Genomic DNA, 16450 nt, shown 5'->3' with positions numbered 1-16450 from the left:
AAGTGGTTCTTGTATTTGATTTCACGTTAGCCAAACTATAAAATAGAAAGAGAGGCGGCTACTGGCATCGGGGAACACGGTTCCGGGTACTCAAATAAAAGAAGAATTTTTCGAAAACGGTTGTTCAACATCAATAAGGAGCACACATGAAAATTGTTATTGTTGGTGGCGGAGCAATTGGCAGGCTTTTTGGATCATATCTGGCAAAAAGCAAGAACGAGGTAACCCTTCTTGATATTGACAATGATGTCGTCGGGGCCATGCAGGATGATGGTATTGGTGTGCTGGTCAATGACATGGATGATCCGGATATGGTAACGCAGGTCGCGGTGACAGCCATAACTGATGGGAAGTTGATTTCAGAAAGTGATCTTGTGTTATTGATGGTTAAATCGTTTTCTACCAGAAAGGCTACAGAGTCTGTCGCACATCTTATAGGTCCGAATTGTCCGCTTCTTTGTGTCCAAACTGGGCTCGGTAATATTGAAGTCATGGAGCAGGTTGTGCCGCGGGATCATATCCTTGCCGGTTTTACCTTTATGTCAGGGACTGCGCTTGGCGGGGCAAAAGTCCGATATGGCCGTGAGGGCAAAACATATATTGGCGAACTGAACGGTGATATAACGGATCGGGTCCAAAAAATCGCCAACGTCTTTGAGGCCAGTGGCATAACAACTCAGGTAGTAAGTAGAATTATCGGACGTCTCTGGTGCAAAGTTATTGTGTTTTCCGCAATTAATCCGCTCTCTTCTCTGCTGAAAGTTCCTAATGGATGTCTGACCGGTAAGATGGAATCTATTACCCTTATGAAACGCTTACTGGATGAGGGGAAGGCGGTGGCGGATGCCAACGGCATCGATCTTGTTTATGGCGACCTGTATGAATTGCTTTTTGATGCCTGTCAGAGGAGTTCGAATAACCTCTCTTCAATGCTTCAGGATATCTTAAATGACAGGCTTACCGAGATTGATGCCCAGAATGGTGCGATATGCAGGTTTGCTGCTTTATCCGGAGTGCCGGTCCCGACACATCAGACAATGGTAGAGCTGATAAAACTTCTGGAAAAGTGGAGACCGGGTATGGAGCAGTTTTGATTTCACTCAGGGAACCACTATCGGATCACTATATGAAAACCTAAGATTTTGCTGAAAGAGGGTGACAATGAGCAACTGGGAAAAAATTTTGCTAGCGGTTGATGGCAGCGAGACATCGGCACGTGCTGTGCTTTATGTGAGCAAAATTGCGCCCCTGATTGAGAATGTGGAAATTTGTATCATAAATGTTTATCCCCAGCCCCCTCCCGATTATTACACGCAGGGGGGCAGGCTTAATAAATATATAGCAATGCGTGAGTCGCGTGCGACGGAAATGTTCAACGAAGCGACACAAATTCTTGTTCAGGCAGGGGTGTTAAAGGATCGTCTCAGTCAAAAGGCCATAATGGCTGAGGGCAGGACAATAAGTGAAGTGGTTCTCGATATGCAGTCTGAAGGAGATTATGGCACAGTTGTGGCAGGTAAGCGTGGAGTGTCGAAGGCGGAAGAGTTTTTATTCGGCTCTATATCGAATGCATTGGCTCGTCACAGCAAAAACTTCACTTCCTGGATAGTCGGTTAAGCCATGGTTGACTGGAGCCGTTTTCCCGAACATATTCTGCCTCGTTTGAAAAAGCATCCTGCTATGCGCTCACAGCGCCGGCAGCCGCGCCTTTGTGCTGACACAAGCGATTTTGTCAACATTGACTACGGCGATATTATCCATGTGGATAATCGCTATCTGCTGGTGGTTGGTTATACCAGAGAAGGGCGATTCGGCGTCGACGAGCAACCCAAACAATGGGTTCCCAAAGTCTATGATCTGGTGAGCGGGGAAAGAAATATTGTAAAACTGGTATTTCATGAGAGGTACATGATCCGGCTTGGCGATCTTGAGGTGACCTGCTACAGAAGCCCTGAAAAAGAAGCTCAGGTGATAGAGCTGACAAGGGGAAATCCTTCCTTTATGCAGGGATATGCGGCGCTTGATGCGGTCGGTAACCTGGTGCGGATTCTTGATATAGTTAATGGCAGACGATTAGATAAGGCCGTGTACAGTATGGGGGAGAGTCATCTTGATTACTTTGAAAATCATCTTCCGGATGTGCTTCGCCGTTTTCTGGTATCTGTTGAATCTATTGTGATGTTACACAGTCATGGATTAAAGCATGGTGATATTCGTCGCGACCATATTTTTGTGGATCGCAGTGATGGGCATTTCTGCTGGATAGATTTTGATTATGATTTCTACCTGCCGGAACGCCCGTATGCCATGGATTTGTTTGGGCTTGGCAATGTGCTGCTTTTTCTTCTTGGTCAGAATACATTTCGCCCGACTGCGCTCCTTGAAAATCCTCTTTTTGGAAGGAAGGTGTTTAATTCTCTGGATACAGGTGACTTGGCGTTGGTTGCTCAGGATAGGGTATTTAATCTGAAAAAGATATACCCTTATATTCCGGAACCGCTAAACGATATTCTGCTCTATTTTTCGACGGGCACCGATGTCATGTATGACACGGTTGATGAATTTTGCGAAGATCTGCATAGGGCTGTAGCCAAGATTTGGTGATTTTTTTTAATCTATTACTCTTCAGTTATTCCCAAAAACGTATTCCAAACGCCGTTCTGGTGCCAGCGCTTAATGATGACCACAGGCAGTGTTTCAAGGTGCTCAGCAATCATCTCAGCTTCACTGTTTAACAATCCTGACAGTATGAACCATTTCTGTTTAAGAAAACCCTCAGTTCGGACAATATCTTTCATCACGGCATAATGAATATTGGCAACAAGCAGATCGCTGGGCTGCGCAAGCAACTCTTCTGCTTTACCGCTGACAGTAAGAATGTTTTTCTCAAGACCGTTAATGACAACATTGGCATGGGTGGTCTGGGCTGCAAGATGGTTGAAGTCGATGGCCAGGCATTTGGGACAGCCAAGTTTCGCAGCCGCAAGTGCAAGTACCCCTGTACCGGTGCCTAGATCGATCATCGACTGCACCATATTACCGTGCATGGCTATTTCAATGGCTTCGAGGCAATCACGAGTAGTCGGATGGGTACCGTTGCCGAACACTACTCCAGAATTGAGTATGAGCGGAATGTATCCCTCTTCGACCGGATTATCCTCCCATGGTGGTTGAAGGACAAACCTGCCTATAGTTACCGGCTCAATAGAACCACCCTGCCATTCTGCATAGGTCATTTCATAGCTGTCGAGCAATTGCAGGTGAGTATATTTGTGCTGTATCAATTCCACTTCATCTATTACCGGCTCAAGATAAAAGAGAAATGAGAAACCGTCTTCCTCCCAGTTGCCGACAAAACTGTGGTGGCTGAATGAATGGGATTTCGGGATTGTTCCTTCTAGATAATAAATATGCAGGGTCGATTCGGGGTGTAATGTGTTTGTCTGCATTCTCGTGACCGGAAGTTTTTATATTAACAGCAAAAAAAACATGATAATGCTGGATTATACGTCCCTTCAACAGGTTATTGTATATACCCCTTTTCTTTGAGGGGGGCAAAGCTCAAATTCGTATTGTTGAAATCCTCCAGCCCGGATTTTTGGTTAGAGGTCTATGGCAGACGGGACTTCTAGTGTAATAATATTTGTTTGAACGGTATAAATACGCTAGGTTAAATGGCTGGTCAATGTGAAATGGGCATTTGAAGGTCGTAGCATTTTAGTATCAATTAATCGATTGCAGATTATTAAAAACTGTTAACTCGAAGGTTAATGACGCCGATGGACACCGTTAAGTTTGCAATACCAGAAATTATTTTTGGCAGAGGAAGTTTACAATACGCAGGGCAATGCGCTTTAAGGCTCGGTGGCAAAAAAGTTTTTCTCGTGAGTGATTCAGGAATCGAAGAGGCTGGCTGGCTTCAACGGTTAATGGACATCTTGAAAAAAGAAGGGATCGAATGGGTCTATTACCCCGGTGTCACCTCAAACCCCAGAGACTTTGAGATTGAACAGGGTGCTGAGCTTTATATGAAAAACGGTGCTGATGTGATCATCGCCATCGGTGGCGGCAGCCCTATGGACACAGCCAAGGGCATAGCTATTCTCGCTAATAACGGTGGCAGGATTCGGGATTATGAAGGTGCCAACAAGGTTGAACGACCCTTGCCTCCAATGGTGCTGATTACCACAACAGCAGGTAGCGGATCGGATATTTCCCAGTTTGCAATTATTACTGATATGGAACGATCGGTGAAGATGTCCATTATTACCCGGACTCTTGTCCCGAATATTTCTATTGTTGACCCGCTCATCCTTCGTACCAAAAGCGAAACCTTAATTATTCAAAGTGCAATAGATGCGCTGGCGCATGCCATTGAAGCCTATCTTTCTATAATTGCTTCACCATTTACCCAGATGCATTCACTCAAAGCCATTGAACTGATTCATAAGCATCTGCCGATTGCTGTTGAAACCAGATCACTTGATGCTCTTGAGCAGTTATCTATTGCTTCCGTCTCAGCTTCAATCGCTTTTAGTAACGCCGGGCTTGGTGCCGAGCATGCACTGGCTCATTCATTAGGTGGACAATTTGATATTCCTCATGGTGTCATTCATCCAATATTGCTTGCTTCAGTGATGCGTTTTAACCTCGACAGTTGTGTTGATAAAATGGCTGATATAGGCAGAATCATATTGGGTGGGCAAAAAGGCTCTGATCATAGAACGGCCCTTGAGGGAATTGATAAGCTTGTTGAGTTTTTCTCAATATTTGATGTGTCGACGCAGTTGCGTGATGAGGTAGGTGAAGAAGGGTACAAATTCCTTGAGCCCATTGCCAAGATGGCCATAAACGATGCATGTAACCTGACAAATCCGCGGGCTGCAACCAGTGAGCAGTTATTGCAGATCTGTAAAGAGGTATGGTGATGGCAGGAAAAACTACGCTCCACGACCTGATAGGGATAGAGCATACAAAACTCGGATTTTATCAGGAGCTGCAGCAAAAAGTTGAACTGTTAAAGAACTCAAACATCAAGCTTGAAGAAAAACGCAAAGAAAACCAGGCGTTACTTGACGGTATTACCGACATGATGGTTGTGCTTTCAGAAGATCTTATTGTGCAGCGGGTCAACCATGTTTTTTTTGAATGGTATCCAGGTATTGATCCTGTGGGCAAGGTTTGTCATCAGGTTTTGCGCAATTGTGATACACCGTGTGATGTTTGTCCTGCCCGCAAGGCGCTTGATAGAGATGAGGTCGTTAAAGATCTCTGTATTTATAAGGTGAACGGTAAATACAGGCAGTATGAAATTATTGCCTCTCCGCTCGATACAAAGCAGGGCTCAGTTCGGCAGGTTCTGGTTTTTAAACGTGATGTTTCTTTAGAAAAAGAATATCAGGCACAATTTTATCAGGCGGAAAAAATGGCTACTGTGGGCACCTTGGCAGCAGGCGTTGCCCATGAAATTAACAACCCGCTTACAGCGATAAATGGTTTTGCCGAAGGGCTGCAGAGACGAGTAAAAAAACTTGATGGTAAGATTGCTCCAGACCTTCTGGGAGAGTTTAAGGAGTATACCGATACCATAGTTAATGAATGTCTCCGCTGTAGGGATATTGTCCAGACATTGCTCACGTTTAGCCGTCCGATTGGCGGCAGCATGGGGCCGGTTAATATTAACGCGTGTGTTAATGACACACTTTTTATATTGAAACACCATTTCAAACGGCAGCAATCCATATCTGTTCAAACTGGTCTTATTGCAGGTTTACCTCTGATTCGCGGAGATGAATCACAGCTTAAACAGGTAATAATTAATTTGTTAACTAATGCATTTGATGCCACTAAGGATGGAGGAGTGATACGGGTTTCCACCTTTGCCAATGAGAGTAATGGAGTCGATTTGTTAATTAAAGACAGCGGTTGTGGTATCCCGCTTGAAGAGCAGGACAAACTGTTTGAACCGTTCTTCACCACAAAGCCGGTTGGCAAAGGAGTAGGGATCGGGCTTTCCACCTGCTATTCTATTGTCAAGAACCACAACGGAGAGATTACTGTTGAGAGTGCGCCCGGCAAAGGGTCAACGTTTACTGTTTCATTACCGGGTATAGAAGCATGAGAAAGAAATACAATATTCTGGTTATTGATGATGAGGAGCCGATACGCAGGCTTCTACAAAATGAATTGGCAACATCATCACGTGAAATTCATGTGGCTGAAGATGGTGCAACCGGTATCAGGATGGTGCGCGATTTTTGGTTTGATGTCGTTTTGCTTGACCTTCGTCTGCCTGATGTAGAGGGGCTTGAGTTGCTTATTGCTATCCGCGAATCTGTACCCGATTGTGAAGTGATCATGATTACGGGGCATGGTGATATTGATATTGCGGTGGAAGCGATGAAGCTGGGTGCATATGATTTTATCCGAAAGCCATTTAATCTCGACAGGCTGGATATGATCGTTGAAAAAGCACACCAGCGGGTTCTGCTTGCCCGTGAAAATGCTATGCTCAGGCATACAGCGGACAGCTCGAAAGCGACAATTCAGTTTATTGGTAATGCCAAAGTTATCGAGGATATCCAGTTTTTAGTTAATAAGGTTGGACCAGCGCGGATCCCAGTGCTCATTACCGGAGAATCAGGTGTTGGTAAAGATGTTGTGGCGCGATTAATCCATCAGCGTTCAGCCAGTGCCGGAAATCCGATGATTGCCAAGAACTGTGCATCTCTGCAAAAAGAACTGGCTCGCAGTGAGCTGTTTGGTCATATCAAAGGTGCTTTTACGGGTGCAACGGAATCACGTGAGGGACTGCTCGCGTACGCAAATGATTCAACCCTGTTTCTTGATGAAATAGGAGAATTGCCGCTTGAAGTGCAGGCGTCGCTTCTACGGGCGCTGGAATCTAAAACCTACAGGCGGATCGGGGAGAAAGAAGAACGTTCGGTTAATGTCCGGTTCCTCTTTGCGACCAATCGAAAATTGGCTGAAGAGGTAGAGCTGGGACAGTTCAATGAAGCATTCTTTCACCGGATTAATGCTTTTACTATTGAGATACCTCCTCTTCGAGAGCGAAAGGAGGATCTACCTTTACTGGTGAATTATTTTCTGGCTACGCTTAGCCCTGATAATACACTCTTCCAGATGGTTGATGATGCTATGGATTGTATATTGCGTTACGACTGGCCTGGAAATGTCAGGGAATTGCGAAACGTTATTGAGCGATCTATTATTCTGGCAGAAAATGGTTTGATTACAGAGCGATGCCTGCCTGCCGATCTGGTTGTTCAGGCTGAAGAGCAACTTGCCCCACTGAGTCTCGAGTCTGTAGAGCGGCAGCACATTATGAAAATGCTCGAGTATTGTGCAGGGAACAGACAAAAAACTGCAGATACTCTCGGAATAAGTAGAAAGACATTATATAGAAAGCTCTCACAATTCTCCGTCATTTGAATTTTACCCACCTGAAGTAAATCATCGTAACTCCCTATAACTCTGTGTGTATCAAAGTGACCCGAATGGAAAATGTTCGGGTCATTTTGTCCCTTCCGCGCGCTTCTCTCAGATTAGTCCTTTGTATTCAGTATGTTATAGATATCTTATTGCTGGTTGTAATCAGTCAAATTGATATTGAGATAGAGTGAAGGGGCATTATAGCACTTTTTAACTTTATTGAATGTCTATAAGTGATTGATAATGTTGTGATTGTATTTGTGGCACGCTGCTTGCTATATAAGAACCTGTATAAAGAATATACAACGAGTATTAGTAGGTTGGGACATAACAAACGATCAAATCTAACAAAGGACGGTGAAGTTATGGCTACAGTCGAGCAGGTTTACGGATATTTCATTCCAAGTGTTACCCTCATCGGTATTGGTGCAAGCAAAGAGATACCAGCTAAAATCAAGGCACTTGGTGGTGAGAAACCATTGATCGTTGCAGATAAAGGTATTACTGCAGCGGGAATTACCAAGCAGGTTAGCGACATGCTGGATGCAGCGGGCATGGGCTATGTTGTTTATGATGAGACTATTCCTAACCCTACTGATAAGAATGTTCATGAGGGTGTTGAGAGTTATAAGACCAATCGTTGTGATAGTATCATTACCCTCGGCGGCGGTAGCGCGCATGATTGTGGTAAGGGAATTGGCCTTGTAGTTGCTAATGGCGGAACAATTCATGATTATGAGGGTGTGGATCAGTCTAAAAATCCAATGCCTCCATATGTTGCTGTAAACACAACAGCTGGAACCGCATCTGAAATGACCCGTTTCTGTATTATTACAGACACCAGCCGCAAAGTGAAAATGGCCATCGTTGACTGGCGTGTAACTCCAGGCATTGCTATTGATGATCCAATGTTGATGGTTGGAATGCCACCTGCACTTACCGCAGCAACAGGCATGGATGCTCTGACTCATGCGGTTGAGGCATATGTTTCTACTATCGCTAACCCAATGACAGACTCTGCAGCTGAAAAAGCGATTGAACTGATTGCTACTCATCTGCGCCCAGCAGTTGCAAATGGAACGGATATCGTAGCACGTGAAGGTATGTGTTTTGCACAGTATCTTGCCGGTATGGCGTTTAACAATGCCAGTCTTGGTCATGTACATGCGATGGCCCATCAGCTTGGTGGTTTTTATGACCTGCCACATGGTGAGTGTAATGCTATCCTTCTTCCACATGTCAGCAGATTTAACCTCATCGCCAAGATGGACAGGTTTGTCAAAATTGCGGAACTGATGGGAGAAAACACAGAAGGCCTTTCCAAGCGGGAAGCAGCAGAATTGGCATTAACTGCAATTCAAAAGCTTTCAACAGATATCGGTATTCCTGCTGGTCTGGTAGAGCTTGGTAAGCGTTACGGTAAAGAAGTACGGGCTGAAGATATTGCTACCATGACCGGTAATGCTCAGAAAGATGCTTGTGGATTAACAAATCCACGTTTGCCGAAAGACGAAGACGTAGTTGCAATCTATACTGCAGCTCTGTAATCAGGCAATGTAGCGGATCGACCGGGAAGGTCTGATCCGCTGCAATACGAAATGGGATGCGGATGGGGAGAGTGAAATAAACTCATAATCAATTGGTGTGATTAGTTGCTATACCCGGCATGTAGTACCCGCCACTCTGCCTCGTCCCTTCTCGTTTGTACAGATGTACCATGCTTTAAAATTCACCTTGCCCACCTGTGTTTCATGTGCGTCTGGCTGCAAAGCGTTAGGACAGATGTGAAAAACATGAAACACGACTGCCCAATGAAGACTTTCTTCATCTCCTCTGTTGTCTCCTGAAAGAATGCGGAGAATTGGTGAAACTCCGTATTCTTTCAACCTTTTAACCCTCTCATCCACCTCTTCAATCATACATCAGTATGCATGTCGATACTGTTACCGTAAGGTAACGCGCGTTTGCATTGAGTTGTTACCTAATGGTAACGCCAAAGGTTAGCGTGTTCGTATTTATCTGAAATCGTTGAGTAAATAAACAGGTATGGCGCTTGCATATTGTATTGCGACATTGTAATACAACGCGCGATGAAATGATTGGGCTGTAAAATCGGCTCGAAAGGCGATGATGGCTGATGTTCTTTGGCGGGAGGGTCAGTCGGATAAAGAGTGTCTTTATCACACAAAATATTCATTTAAGGAGATGTTATGAAGAGATCACATTTGCTGCTTGCAGGGTCCCTTATTACAGTTGGAGTGATGGTTGGCAGTAGCCTTCCGGGAACTGTAATTGCAGGACAGGCTGGTGTAGCGGAGAAAGGGGTAGAGAGTAGAAATGAGAAGTGGGCGGAAAAGTTCCCTAATCAGTTCAAAACCTGGATGCAGACTTCTGAGAACGACACAATTACCGATATGCTTGAGAAGAAGCCGCAGCTCGCAGTTCTCTGGGCAGGATACGGTTTCGCAAAAGACTACAATGCACCGCGTGGTCACTTCTATGCGGTGCAGTCAAATATCAACAGTCTGCGTACCGGTGCACCGGTAGGACCTGCAACAGGCCCTATGCCTACAGCATGCTGGACCTGTAAATCTCCGGACGTACCTCGCCTTATTGAAGAGCAGGGCGAGCTTGAGTACTTCACAGGTAAGTGGGCAAAGTACGGCAACGAGATGGCTAACGCTATCGGCTGTGCAGATTGTCACAGCAGTCAGACTGCAGAGTTGACCATTTCACGCCCATATCTTGAGCGCGGACTTGAGGCAATCGGTGTTGATACTAAGAATATCGACAGTGAATCAATGAGATCTCTTGCTTGTGCTCAATGTCACTCAGAGTACTATTTCAAAGCAACTGAATGGACCGATAAAAAAGGCGAAAAAAAGGTTGCCAAGGTAGTTACCTTGCCATGGGATAACGGCCTTACCGCTGAAGACATGGAAAAATACTATGACGAGCTCGGTTTTAAAGACTGGACTCATAAGATCAGTAAAGCTCCAATGCTGAAAGCTCAGCATCCGGGTTATGAGATCTTTTCGACCGGTATTCACGCTAAGAGCGGCGTTTCCTGTGCTGACTGTCATATGCCAAGCACGACAGAAGGAGATGAGACCTTCTCTGATCATCATATTGCCAGCCCGATGGAGAACATCGAAACAGTTTGTCTCGGTTGTCATGATCAGGAAGCAGAAGAGCTTAAGGCTGTTATTGAGACCAAATTCGAGCGTAAAGAGCAGTTGATGGAAATCGCCATGGACAGCATTGCCAAGGCGCATCTTGAAGCGGGTAAAGCATGGGAAATTGGTGCCACTGAAACTGAGATGAAAGAGATCCTCACTGATATTCGTCACGCTCAGTGGAAATGGGATTATGCAATCGCAAGTCACGGGTCATTCTTCCACGCTCCTGAAGAGACGCTGCGTCTCCTTGCTGTTGCTAATGAGACTGCTCAGACTGCACGTTTAAAGCTTGTTCAGGTTCTTGCAAAGCATGGTGCCGTAGATTTTATTGCACCTGATTTCTCAGACAAAACCAAAGCTCAGGCGCTTGCACAAGTACCTCTGGCAAAACTGGTAGAAGAAAAAGAGAACTTTCGAGCAACTTTACTTAAAGAATGGGAAAAGCAGGCAACTGCAAAGGGGCTTCTTGATCCGGCCACCCGCAAGGGCATGTCTGACAAAACCTCGTACATGAAGTAATCCATTCTACTCCTTGCCCGATTTAATCTCCCTCTGGAAGTACTGGTGATTAAATCGGGATTCGGATTACTCCTCTGGGCACCCCGGACCGGCAACGGTTCGGGGTGTTTTTGTTTGCGCTATAGGAGTCTGTCTGGTTATGGCATTTTTTTCACAGATCAAGGCATTTTCGAAAAATAAAGCACAGCCATATAATTGATATCGGAGTCTTCGCTTACCTGCAGCATTGAATTTTTGAAAATAACGCCGAGATGGGGAATAGGGGTATAATCCGACAGGTTCCTATAGAGCAAACCGGGCTTTGCATCATCATGTTTCTCCAGATACTGTATATGCGGTATTCTCAAGGTAGCCTGAAGGCTTGGAGAGTGTAATTCGGTGAAAAGGAGGAGTCAGCCGCTGCTAAAAAAAACGTAAACAGAATATTCGCAGCGGCTTCACATGTTGGGGAGATAAGCGCAGGCTTCGAGAGAGGAATTCTCGGACAGCTTCCCCGGAAATTGCTCGTATTTTATTGGCGGAGCAACTCAAGGCGGGCAATTTCGGTAATCGCGCGAAAGTCTATTTTGCCGCTTCCCATTTTGGGTAGATTTTCCATGATGAGAAAGGTTTTCGGGATTGCGATTGCGGGCAAATGTTCAGCCATTTTTTTCATAACAGATTTTTTATCTACAGGGTGGGTCGTTACCGCAACAATCCTGGCACCTTTGATCGAATCGGGAATTTCGACAACAGAGCAATGCGCATCTTCGGGAAGAAGTTTTTCAAGGATGTCCTCTATTTTAACCAGTGACACCATCTCCCCACCGACTTTTACAAAGCGCTTTAAGCGACCAACATGCCAGAGATAGCCGTCTGCGTCGATATTTCCCATATCTCCGGTATCATACCAGCCACGGCGAATGTGCAGAGATGTCTGCTCGAAGTCATTGAAATAGCCTTTCATGACGTTATCGCCTTTAATGAGAATTCTTCCATCCTCACCCGGGCCTGATTCTTCACCTGTCTCATAATTTTCAATACGTACCTGAACGCCTAATACAGGCTTGCCTACACTGCCGGCGCGGTTGTCCTCCGGGCAGTTCGCGGCAATAACAGGGGAGCACTCAGTTGCGCCATATCCTTCATAGAGCACCTTTTCATGTTTTTCAAAAAAGGCGTCACGCAGAGAGTCCGGACATTTGTCGGCGCCGCAGAGGGCAACTCGCAGTGAGTCAAAGTCACCTGCTTCCGATTTTCGTAAATAGCCCCAGAAAAAGCTCGGTGTGCCAACCATGAGTGACGGTTTGTGATCCCGGGCGATGGTGCAGACTTTTCTATACTCGAGCGGGTTGGCAAAAGTAAGGATGGTATTGCCGTGATGGATTGGAATCCACATATTGACGGTGAGACCGAATACGTGAAAGTACGGCAGCGTAGAAAGGAATACATCATCCCTGGTGAATTTGAATCTATCAGTACAGGAGACAACATTTGAACCGATATTTTTATGAGAAAGTTGGACAGCCTTCGGGTCTTTTTCACTGCCACTGGTAAAGAGAATTGCGCAGTTGGTCTCTTCACTGCCGCAAAAGACGAGCTTTTTAATTACCGGTGCAGGCAATTTGGAAATCAGCGCGGCGCGAGCTTTTTGCAGGCCGGTGATCTTATCCATGATGTCTTCAATGTAGATCATGCCTTCAACGAATGGGCACTCGATTTTTTCCAACAGCGCTTTGGAGGTGATTATAGTTCTGAAATCACATTTGTTCTGAGCGTACCTGGCGTTATTTTCTGCGCCGGTGGAGTAGTTGATCATCACAGGTGTGCGACCACTCATCAGAATAGCAATTTTTGAGAGAATACAGCCTGCCGTAGTCGGGAGCATCAGACCTATATTGCCTTTCTCGTATTTTCTAAAAATAGAGGAAAGAATGAGTGAGGCTATCAGTGCACGGTCGTAGGTGACTTTTTTGTTGGTGGTGAAATCATGAATCGCCAGTTTGTCGCCCAATTCTTTCGCTGTATCTATAAACCTATGGTGTAAAAGCACAAATTCCTCCTGATGTTCTGTTAATGCTCCGCTAAAAACAACAGTTTTCCCATTGAGGTGATTATATCGTTATGTACGGAATTATCTGAGATTTCCAAGTACCATTTTTTGAGAGGTTTAGCAATGTCAGGAGATGATAGGGATTGTTTAGCGCTCGTTGTCAGAAGTGCAAAAAGCAGTGAACGGTTCGACAGATTTGTCGAGGGAAGTAAAGTATTGTCGCATAATTCTTGAGAGTGTTTACGTTCGGAATGGTAAGATGTGATGTTATTACAGGAGGATATGTATTTTGGGTGGAATGGCATAAATATTGATCTATAAAAACAAACACTATTGGACGTGGTACCTACAAACTTGAACACACTCAAGGAGAATTACAATGAATATGCGAAAAATAACATCAATGACGATGCTGGTGTCTCTGCTTTTATTACTCATCAACTCTGTAGTACTTTATATTGTACCGGAAGGCCGGGTTGCTTATTGGGCTGACTGGCATTTAGTTGGGTTATCTAAAACCGAGTGGGGCGATCAGCATATAACTATTGGTGTACTGTTTCTGGTGGCAAGTGTTCTGCACATATATTTCAATTGGGCGCCAATTGTCGCATATATGAAAAATAAGGCTCGCGAAATTAAGGTCTTTACGGGTGCGTTTAATGTAGCAGTACTGATAACAGTGCTTGTTGCCGTTGGAACCTATTATCAGATTCCGCCAATGAGCACTGTCCTTACGCTGGGCGAAACGTTTAAGCATAAAGGTTCAATAAAATACGGTGAGCCGCCATACGGACATGCTGAACTTTCTTCGATAAAACTGTTTTCGAAAAAAGAAGGCCTTGATGCTGAAAAGGCGGTTGCTCTCATGAAAGAGGCAGGTCTGCAGGTTGAAGGTGATAAAGATACAATTAAGAAAATTGCTAATAATAACAAATTGACCCCACAGCAAGTATATGAGATTATTAAACCCGCAAAAAAAGAATCGGCACCTGCAGCAGCTACTGTTGCTAAGGTAGAGTCGCTGGCTTCTACATTTCCTGATCACCCTCGACCTGGGTTTGGTAAGAAAAGTCTGGATGAGGTATGCACCGAGCTTGGTCTGAATAAGCAAATGATAGTTACAGGCCTCAATGGTATGGGGATTACCTGCGACAGCTCTATGGCCATAAAAGAGATAGGAAGTGCGAATGGACAGGAGCCTATGGAAATATTTGAAGCTATCCGTTCACTGGTTGTAAAAGACTGAAGACAATGATGAAGAACGTTTTCCTCATATTTTCAGTAGTCGTACTTTTTGCCAGCCTGAGCTTTGCGAGTGACCAGGACTTTCTTCATGGGAAAGTCCTGGAGGTTGATTCGGATGGATTAGTGATGATAGTTCAACCTGATCAGGATGCGGGCGAGATGGTTACGGTAATGCTCTCATCTGCGCTGTTGGTTGAATCCGGTTCCGGCGAATTGAGACTTCCTGGGTGTATCACTTCCGGAAATCATGTACGGGTATGGGGAAAGGTTGCTGATGTCGGAAGGGCAACTTTTCAGGCTTTTGAAGTGCGTGGTTGTGGAATGGCTTCATGTAACGATCCAACCGGGGTCCGTGCACGGTTATCCCGTAAACGAAAGGGAGCAAAAAAGGAGGTACAGTGTCAATAACGAAATTGCTGATAATTGCCATAACTAATGGGTACAGTTGCATTGGAGAAATCTAGAATTATGCGAAACAACCCTATATGGAAAACTAACCTGGCAATCTGTGTCATCATTGTGGCACTGGTTGGCGGGTATTTTTTTTATCAGGTACATAAGGCTTCGGAGCAGTTTCGAAAGAACTCGCGAGAGCACTCCAAGGTACTCGCTGCAGCAGTGGAATTAAATATTCGCAATGCCATTTTGAGTAATGATGGTTTTGAGGCGATTATTACCAGCTTTCTTCAAAATAGTGCCAGGTTTATTGCCTATCTCAATATCATTGAATCATTCAGCTCTTCAGAACTTACAGCTTTTGCAAAAGAGACAGGCCTTGCCGGAGTGACCATCATTCCAGCCGGGAATTCAGGCAGGGTAGACGGGCCGGTGAACTGGGGGCCTGATATTACCTGCAAAGATTTACCCGGCCTGAACATACACAGCAGTGAACATTTGTATACTCTCATAGACGGGGTGGAAGAGGGGACTCTGAATGGCGGTTGCGTAATAGTCGGGTTCTCGACCAAAGATGTTGAAGCTATTCAAAAGGATGTGTCGGTAGAACATCTGATTGCAAGTTTGAGTAAATTACACGGTATTGCCGGGGTTCAGCTGGTAGCTGCAGATGAAGGTGCCATTGAATCGGATCTGCAACTTGCGAAACTGGTAGAACGGGATGGGGAGCGATTCACCGAAACCAGATTACGCATGAACGACCAGGTGTTGATTGTTACGCAGCGGGCATCACATTTCGCTAAGAGACTGCGACAGATGTATCTTGAGTTTACTGTTTTTGTTAGTATCCTGATAGTTTTGGGTGCAGTTTCGAGCTGGTGGCTTTTTTATACTGAAAAATTACGAATAAACGCGGCACGTGAATACGAACAGGAAATGGCCCGTCAGCATGAGGAAGCCGCCCTGGGGCGTGCTGCTGCGACAATTGCCCATGAGATTCGTAATCCGTTGAATGCTATTGGCATGGGGTTGCAGCGATTACAGCTCGAAGCCGAAGGGCTTGATGAAGATCATAGTGGCTTGATCATATCCATGCGTGAAGCGGTCAGGCGCTCAAATAACATTGTCACAAGTCTGCAGCAGTATGTGCGGGATTTTGAAGTCGGAACTGAAAGCGTCGATTTGACCGCGCTCTTAAAAAACACAATTGCCTTGTATTCGCCGGGTTGTGAGGACCAGGGGATTGATATTGTCCTGTCTCCTGAAGATGGATATATTGTACCCGGTGATGGTCACCTGCTCGGGCAGCTATTCGAAAACGTGATTAAAAATGCGGTAGAAGCCCAACCGCATGGCGGTTACTGCCGTGTTGCTGTTAAAAATGTCGGCAAGTATTGCAGAGTAACTATTATTAATGGTGGTTATACTCTATCGAGCAATGCGATTGATACCATTTTTGAGCCGTACTTCACTTCGAAAACACAAGGCACAGGACTGGGACTTGCCATAAGCAGGAAGATCGTTGAAGCACATGGCGGAACAATTACGGCCGTTGGCGATGATAACGAACAGAAACTTACCATGACCATCGAACTTCCTCGACAGAGTGTTTGATACATATCCCTCA

Annotated in this window: 14 protein-coding genes; 11 read left to right on the top strand and 3 right to left on the bottom strand. The window is 45.2% G+C overall.

Translation table 11 applies throughout. The annotated features are described in order from the left end of the window. Positions 1 to 146 precede the first annotated feature (146 nt). The 3 genes from FCL46_RS20260 to FCL46_RS20250 all read left to right on the top strand — a co-directional run bounded on the left by FCL46_RS20260 (position 147) and on the right by FCL46_RS20250 (position 2604). Positions 147 to 1094, top strand: a complete 948-nt coding sequence (locus FCL46_RS20260; protein WP_136805936.1) for a ketopantoate reductase family protein — start codon at positions 147 to 149, stop codon at positions 1092 to 1094. 67 nt (positions 1095 to 1161) lie between these two features. After that, complete coding sequence (locus FCL46_RS20255; RefSeq protein WP_136805935.1) at positions 1162 to 1617, top strand: universal stress protein; 456 nt, start codon at positions 1162 to 1164, stop codon at positions 1615 to 1617. 3 nt (positions 1618 to 1620) lie between these two features. Beyond that, positions 1621 to 2604, top strand: coding sequence for a protein kinase family protein (locus tag FCL46_RS20250; RefSeq protein ID WP_136805934.1), 984 nt, complete (start codon positions 1621 to 1623; stop codon positions 2602 to 2604). Positions 2605 to 2618: 14 nt separating this feature from the next. Here FCL46_RS20250 and FCL46_RS20245 read toward each other — a convergent pair whose 3' ends face one another. Beyond that, a complete protein-coding gene (locus FCL46_RS20245; RefSeq protein WP_136805933.1) occupies positions 2619 to 3449 on the bottom strand; it encodes a 50S ribosomal protein L11 methyltransferase in 831 nt (276 codons plus the stop codon). A 330-nt stretch (positions 3450 to 3779) separates the two neighbouring features. On the opposite strand from FCL46_RS20245, the gene FCL46_RS20240 reads away from it, so the two are divergent. The 4 genes from FCL46_RS20240 (at position 3780) to FCL46_RS20225 (ending at position 8999) form a co-directional block, all read left to right on the top strand. Then, positions 3780 to 4928, top strand: coding sequence for an iron-containing alcohol dehydrogenase (locus FCL46_RS20240; RefSeq protein ID WP_136805932.1), 1149 nt, complete (start codon positions 3780 to 3782; stop codon positions 4926 to 4928). Further along, positions 4928 to 6121, top strand: a complete 1194-nt coding sequence (locus tag FCL46_RS20235) for a two-component system sensor histidine kinase NtrB (RefSeq protein ID WP_136805931.1) — start codon at positions 4928 to 4930, stop codon at positions 6119 to 6121. Before FCL46_RS20240 ends, FCL46_RS20235 begins: the two co-directional genes overlap by 1 nt. Next, on the top strand, positions 6118 to 7452 hold the full coding sequence (locus FCL46_RS20230) for a sigma-54-dependent transcriptional regulator (RefSeq protein WP_136805930.1): 1335 nt from the start codon (positions 6118 to 6120) through the stop codon (positions 7450 to 7452). The genes FCL46_RS20235 and FCL46_RS20230 overlap by 4 nt, the downstream gene beginning before the upstream one ends. 365 nt (positions 7453 to 7817) lie before the next feature. Continuing rightward, a complete protein-coding gene (locus FCL46_RS20225) occupies positions 7818 to 8999 on the top strand; it encodes an iron-containing alcohol dehydrogenase (RefSeq protein WP_136805929.1) in 1182 nt (393 codons plus the stop codon). Between the two features lie 108 nt (positions 9000 to 9107). On the opposite strand, the gene FCL46_RS20220 is transcribed toward FCL46_RS20225, so the two are convergent. Beyond that, positions 9108 to 9371 (bottom strand): hypothetical protein, encoded by a 264-nt coding sequence (locus FCL46_RS20220; protein ID WP_136805928.1) that lies wholly within the window; start codon positions 9369 to 9371, stop codon positions 9108 to 9110. Positions 9372 to 9662: 291 nt separating this feature from the next. Between FCL46_RS20220 and nrfA the strand changes: the two genes are divergently transcribed. Beyond that, positions 9663 to 11150, top strand: coding sequence for an ammonia-forming cytochrome c nitrite reductase (gene nrfA, locus FCL46_RS20215; protein ID WP_136805927.1), 1488 nt, complete (start codon positions 9663 to 9665; stop codon positions 11148 to 11150). A gap of 511 nt (positions 11151 to 11661) precedes the next feature. Here nrfA and FCL46_RS20210 read toward each other — a convergent pair. Further along, the gene (locus FCL46_RS20210; RefSeq protein WP_136805926.1) at positions 11662 to 13182 is read right to left on the bottom strand and encodes an AMP-binding protein; all 1521 of its coding nucleotides are present in this window, start codon (positions 13180 to 13182) and stop codon (positions 11662 to 11664) included. Positions 13183 to 13561: 379 nt separating this feature from the next. Between FCL46_RS20210 and FCL46_RS20205 the strand changes: the two genes are divergently transcribed. The 3 genes from FCL46_RS20205 to FCL46_RS20195 are packed head-to-tail and all read left to right on the top strand — an operon-like array spanning position 13562 to position 16437. Next, positions 13562 to 14428 (top strand): DUF4405 domain-containing protein, encoded by an 867-nt coding sequence (locus FCL46_RS20205; protein WP_136805925.1) that lies wholly within the window; start codon positions 13562 to 13564, stop codon positions 14426 to 14428. A gap of 5 nt (positions 14429 to 14433) precedes the next feature. Beyond that, positions 14434 to 14835, top strand: coding sequence for a hypothetical protein (locus tag FCL46_RS20200; protein WP_136805924.1), 402 nt, complete (start codon positions 14434 to 14436; stop codon positions 14833 to 14835). 60 nt (positions 14836 to 14895) lie between these two features. Beyond that, positions 14896 to 16437, top strand: a complete 1542-nt coding sequence (locus FCL46_RS20195) for an ATP-binding protein (protein WP_167505767.1) — start codon at positions 14896 to 14898, stop codon at positions 16435 to 16437. The last annotated feature ends 13 nt before the right edge of the window (positions 16438 to 16450 follow it).

The sequence above is a fragment of the Desulfosediminicola flagellatus genome, from assembly GCF_005116655.2.
Taxonomy (GTDB): Bacteria; Desulfobacterota; Desulfobulbia; order Desulfobulbales; family Desulfocapsaceae; genus Desulfopila; species Desulfopila flagellata.
Note: the sequence above shows the minus strand (reverse complement) of the source record. Positions and strands in the feature narration are given on the sequence as shown.

Excerpts from the sequence above, each read along its gene's own strand:
- FCL46_RS20260 (WP_136805936.1), top strand. The coding sequence starts at position 147 with ATGAAAATTGTTATTGTTGGTGGCGGAGCAATTGGCAGGCTTTTTGGA.
- FCL46_RS20255 (WP_136805935.1), top strand. The coding sequence starts at position 1,162 with ATGAGCAACTGGGAAAAAATTTTGCTAGCGGTTGATGGCAGCGAGACA.
- FCL46_RS20250 (WP_136805934.1), top strand. The coding sequence starts at position 1,621 with ATGGTTGACTGGAGCCGTTTTCCCGAACATATTCTGCCTCGTTTGAAA.
- FCL46_RS20245 (WP_136805933.1), bottom strand. The coding sequence starts at position 3,449 with ATGCAGACAAACACATTACACCCCGAATCGACCCTGCATATTTATTAT.
- FCL46_RS20240 (WP_136805932.1), top strand. The coding sequence starts at position 3,780 with ATGGACACCGTTAAGTTTGCAATACCAGAAATTATTTTTGGCAGAGGA.
- FCL46_RS20235 (WP_136805931.1), top strand. The coding sequence starts at position 4,928 with ATGGCAGGAAAAACTACGCTCCACGACCTGATAGGGATAGAGCATACA.
- FCL46_RS20230 (WP_136805930.1), top strand. The coding sequence starts at position 6,118 with ATGAGAAAGAAATACAATATTCTGGTTATTGATGATGAGGAGCCGATA.
- FCL46_RS20225 (WP_136805929.1), top strand. The coding sequence starts at position 7,818 with ATGGCTACAGTCGAGCAGGTTTACGGATATTTCATTCCAAGTGTTACC.
- FCL46_RS20220 (WP_136805928.1), bottom strand. The coding sequence starts at position 9,371 with ATGATTGAAGAGGTGGATGAGAGGGTTAAAAGGTTGAAAGAATACGGA.
- nrfA (WP_136805927.1), top strand. The coding sequence starts at position 9,663 with ATGAAGAGATCACATTTGCTGCTTGCAGGGTCCCTTATTACAGTTGGA.
- FCL46_RS20205 (WP_136805925.1), top strand. The coding sequence starts at position 13,562 with ATGAATATGCGAAAAATAACATCAATGACGATGCTGGTGTCTCTGCTT.
- FCL46_RS20200 (WP_136805924.1), top strand. The coding sequence starts at position 14,434 with ATGATGAAGAACGTTTTCCTCATATTTTCAGTAGTCGTACTTTTTGCC.
- FCL46_RS20195 (WP_167505767.1), top strand. The coding sequence starts at position 14,896 with ATGCGAAACAACCCTATATGGAAAACTAACCTGGCAATCTGTGTCATC.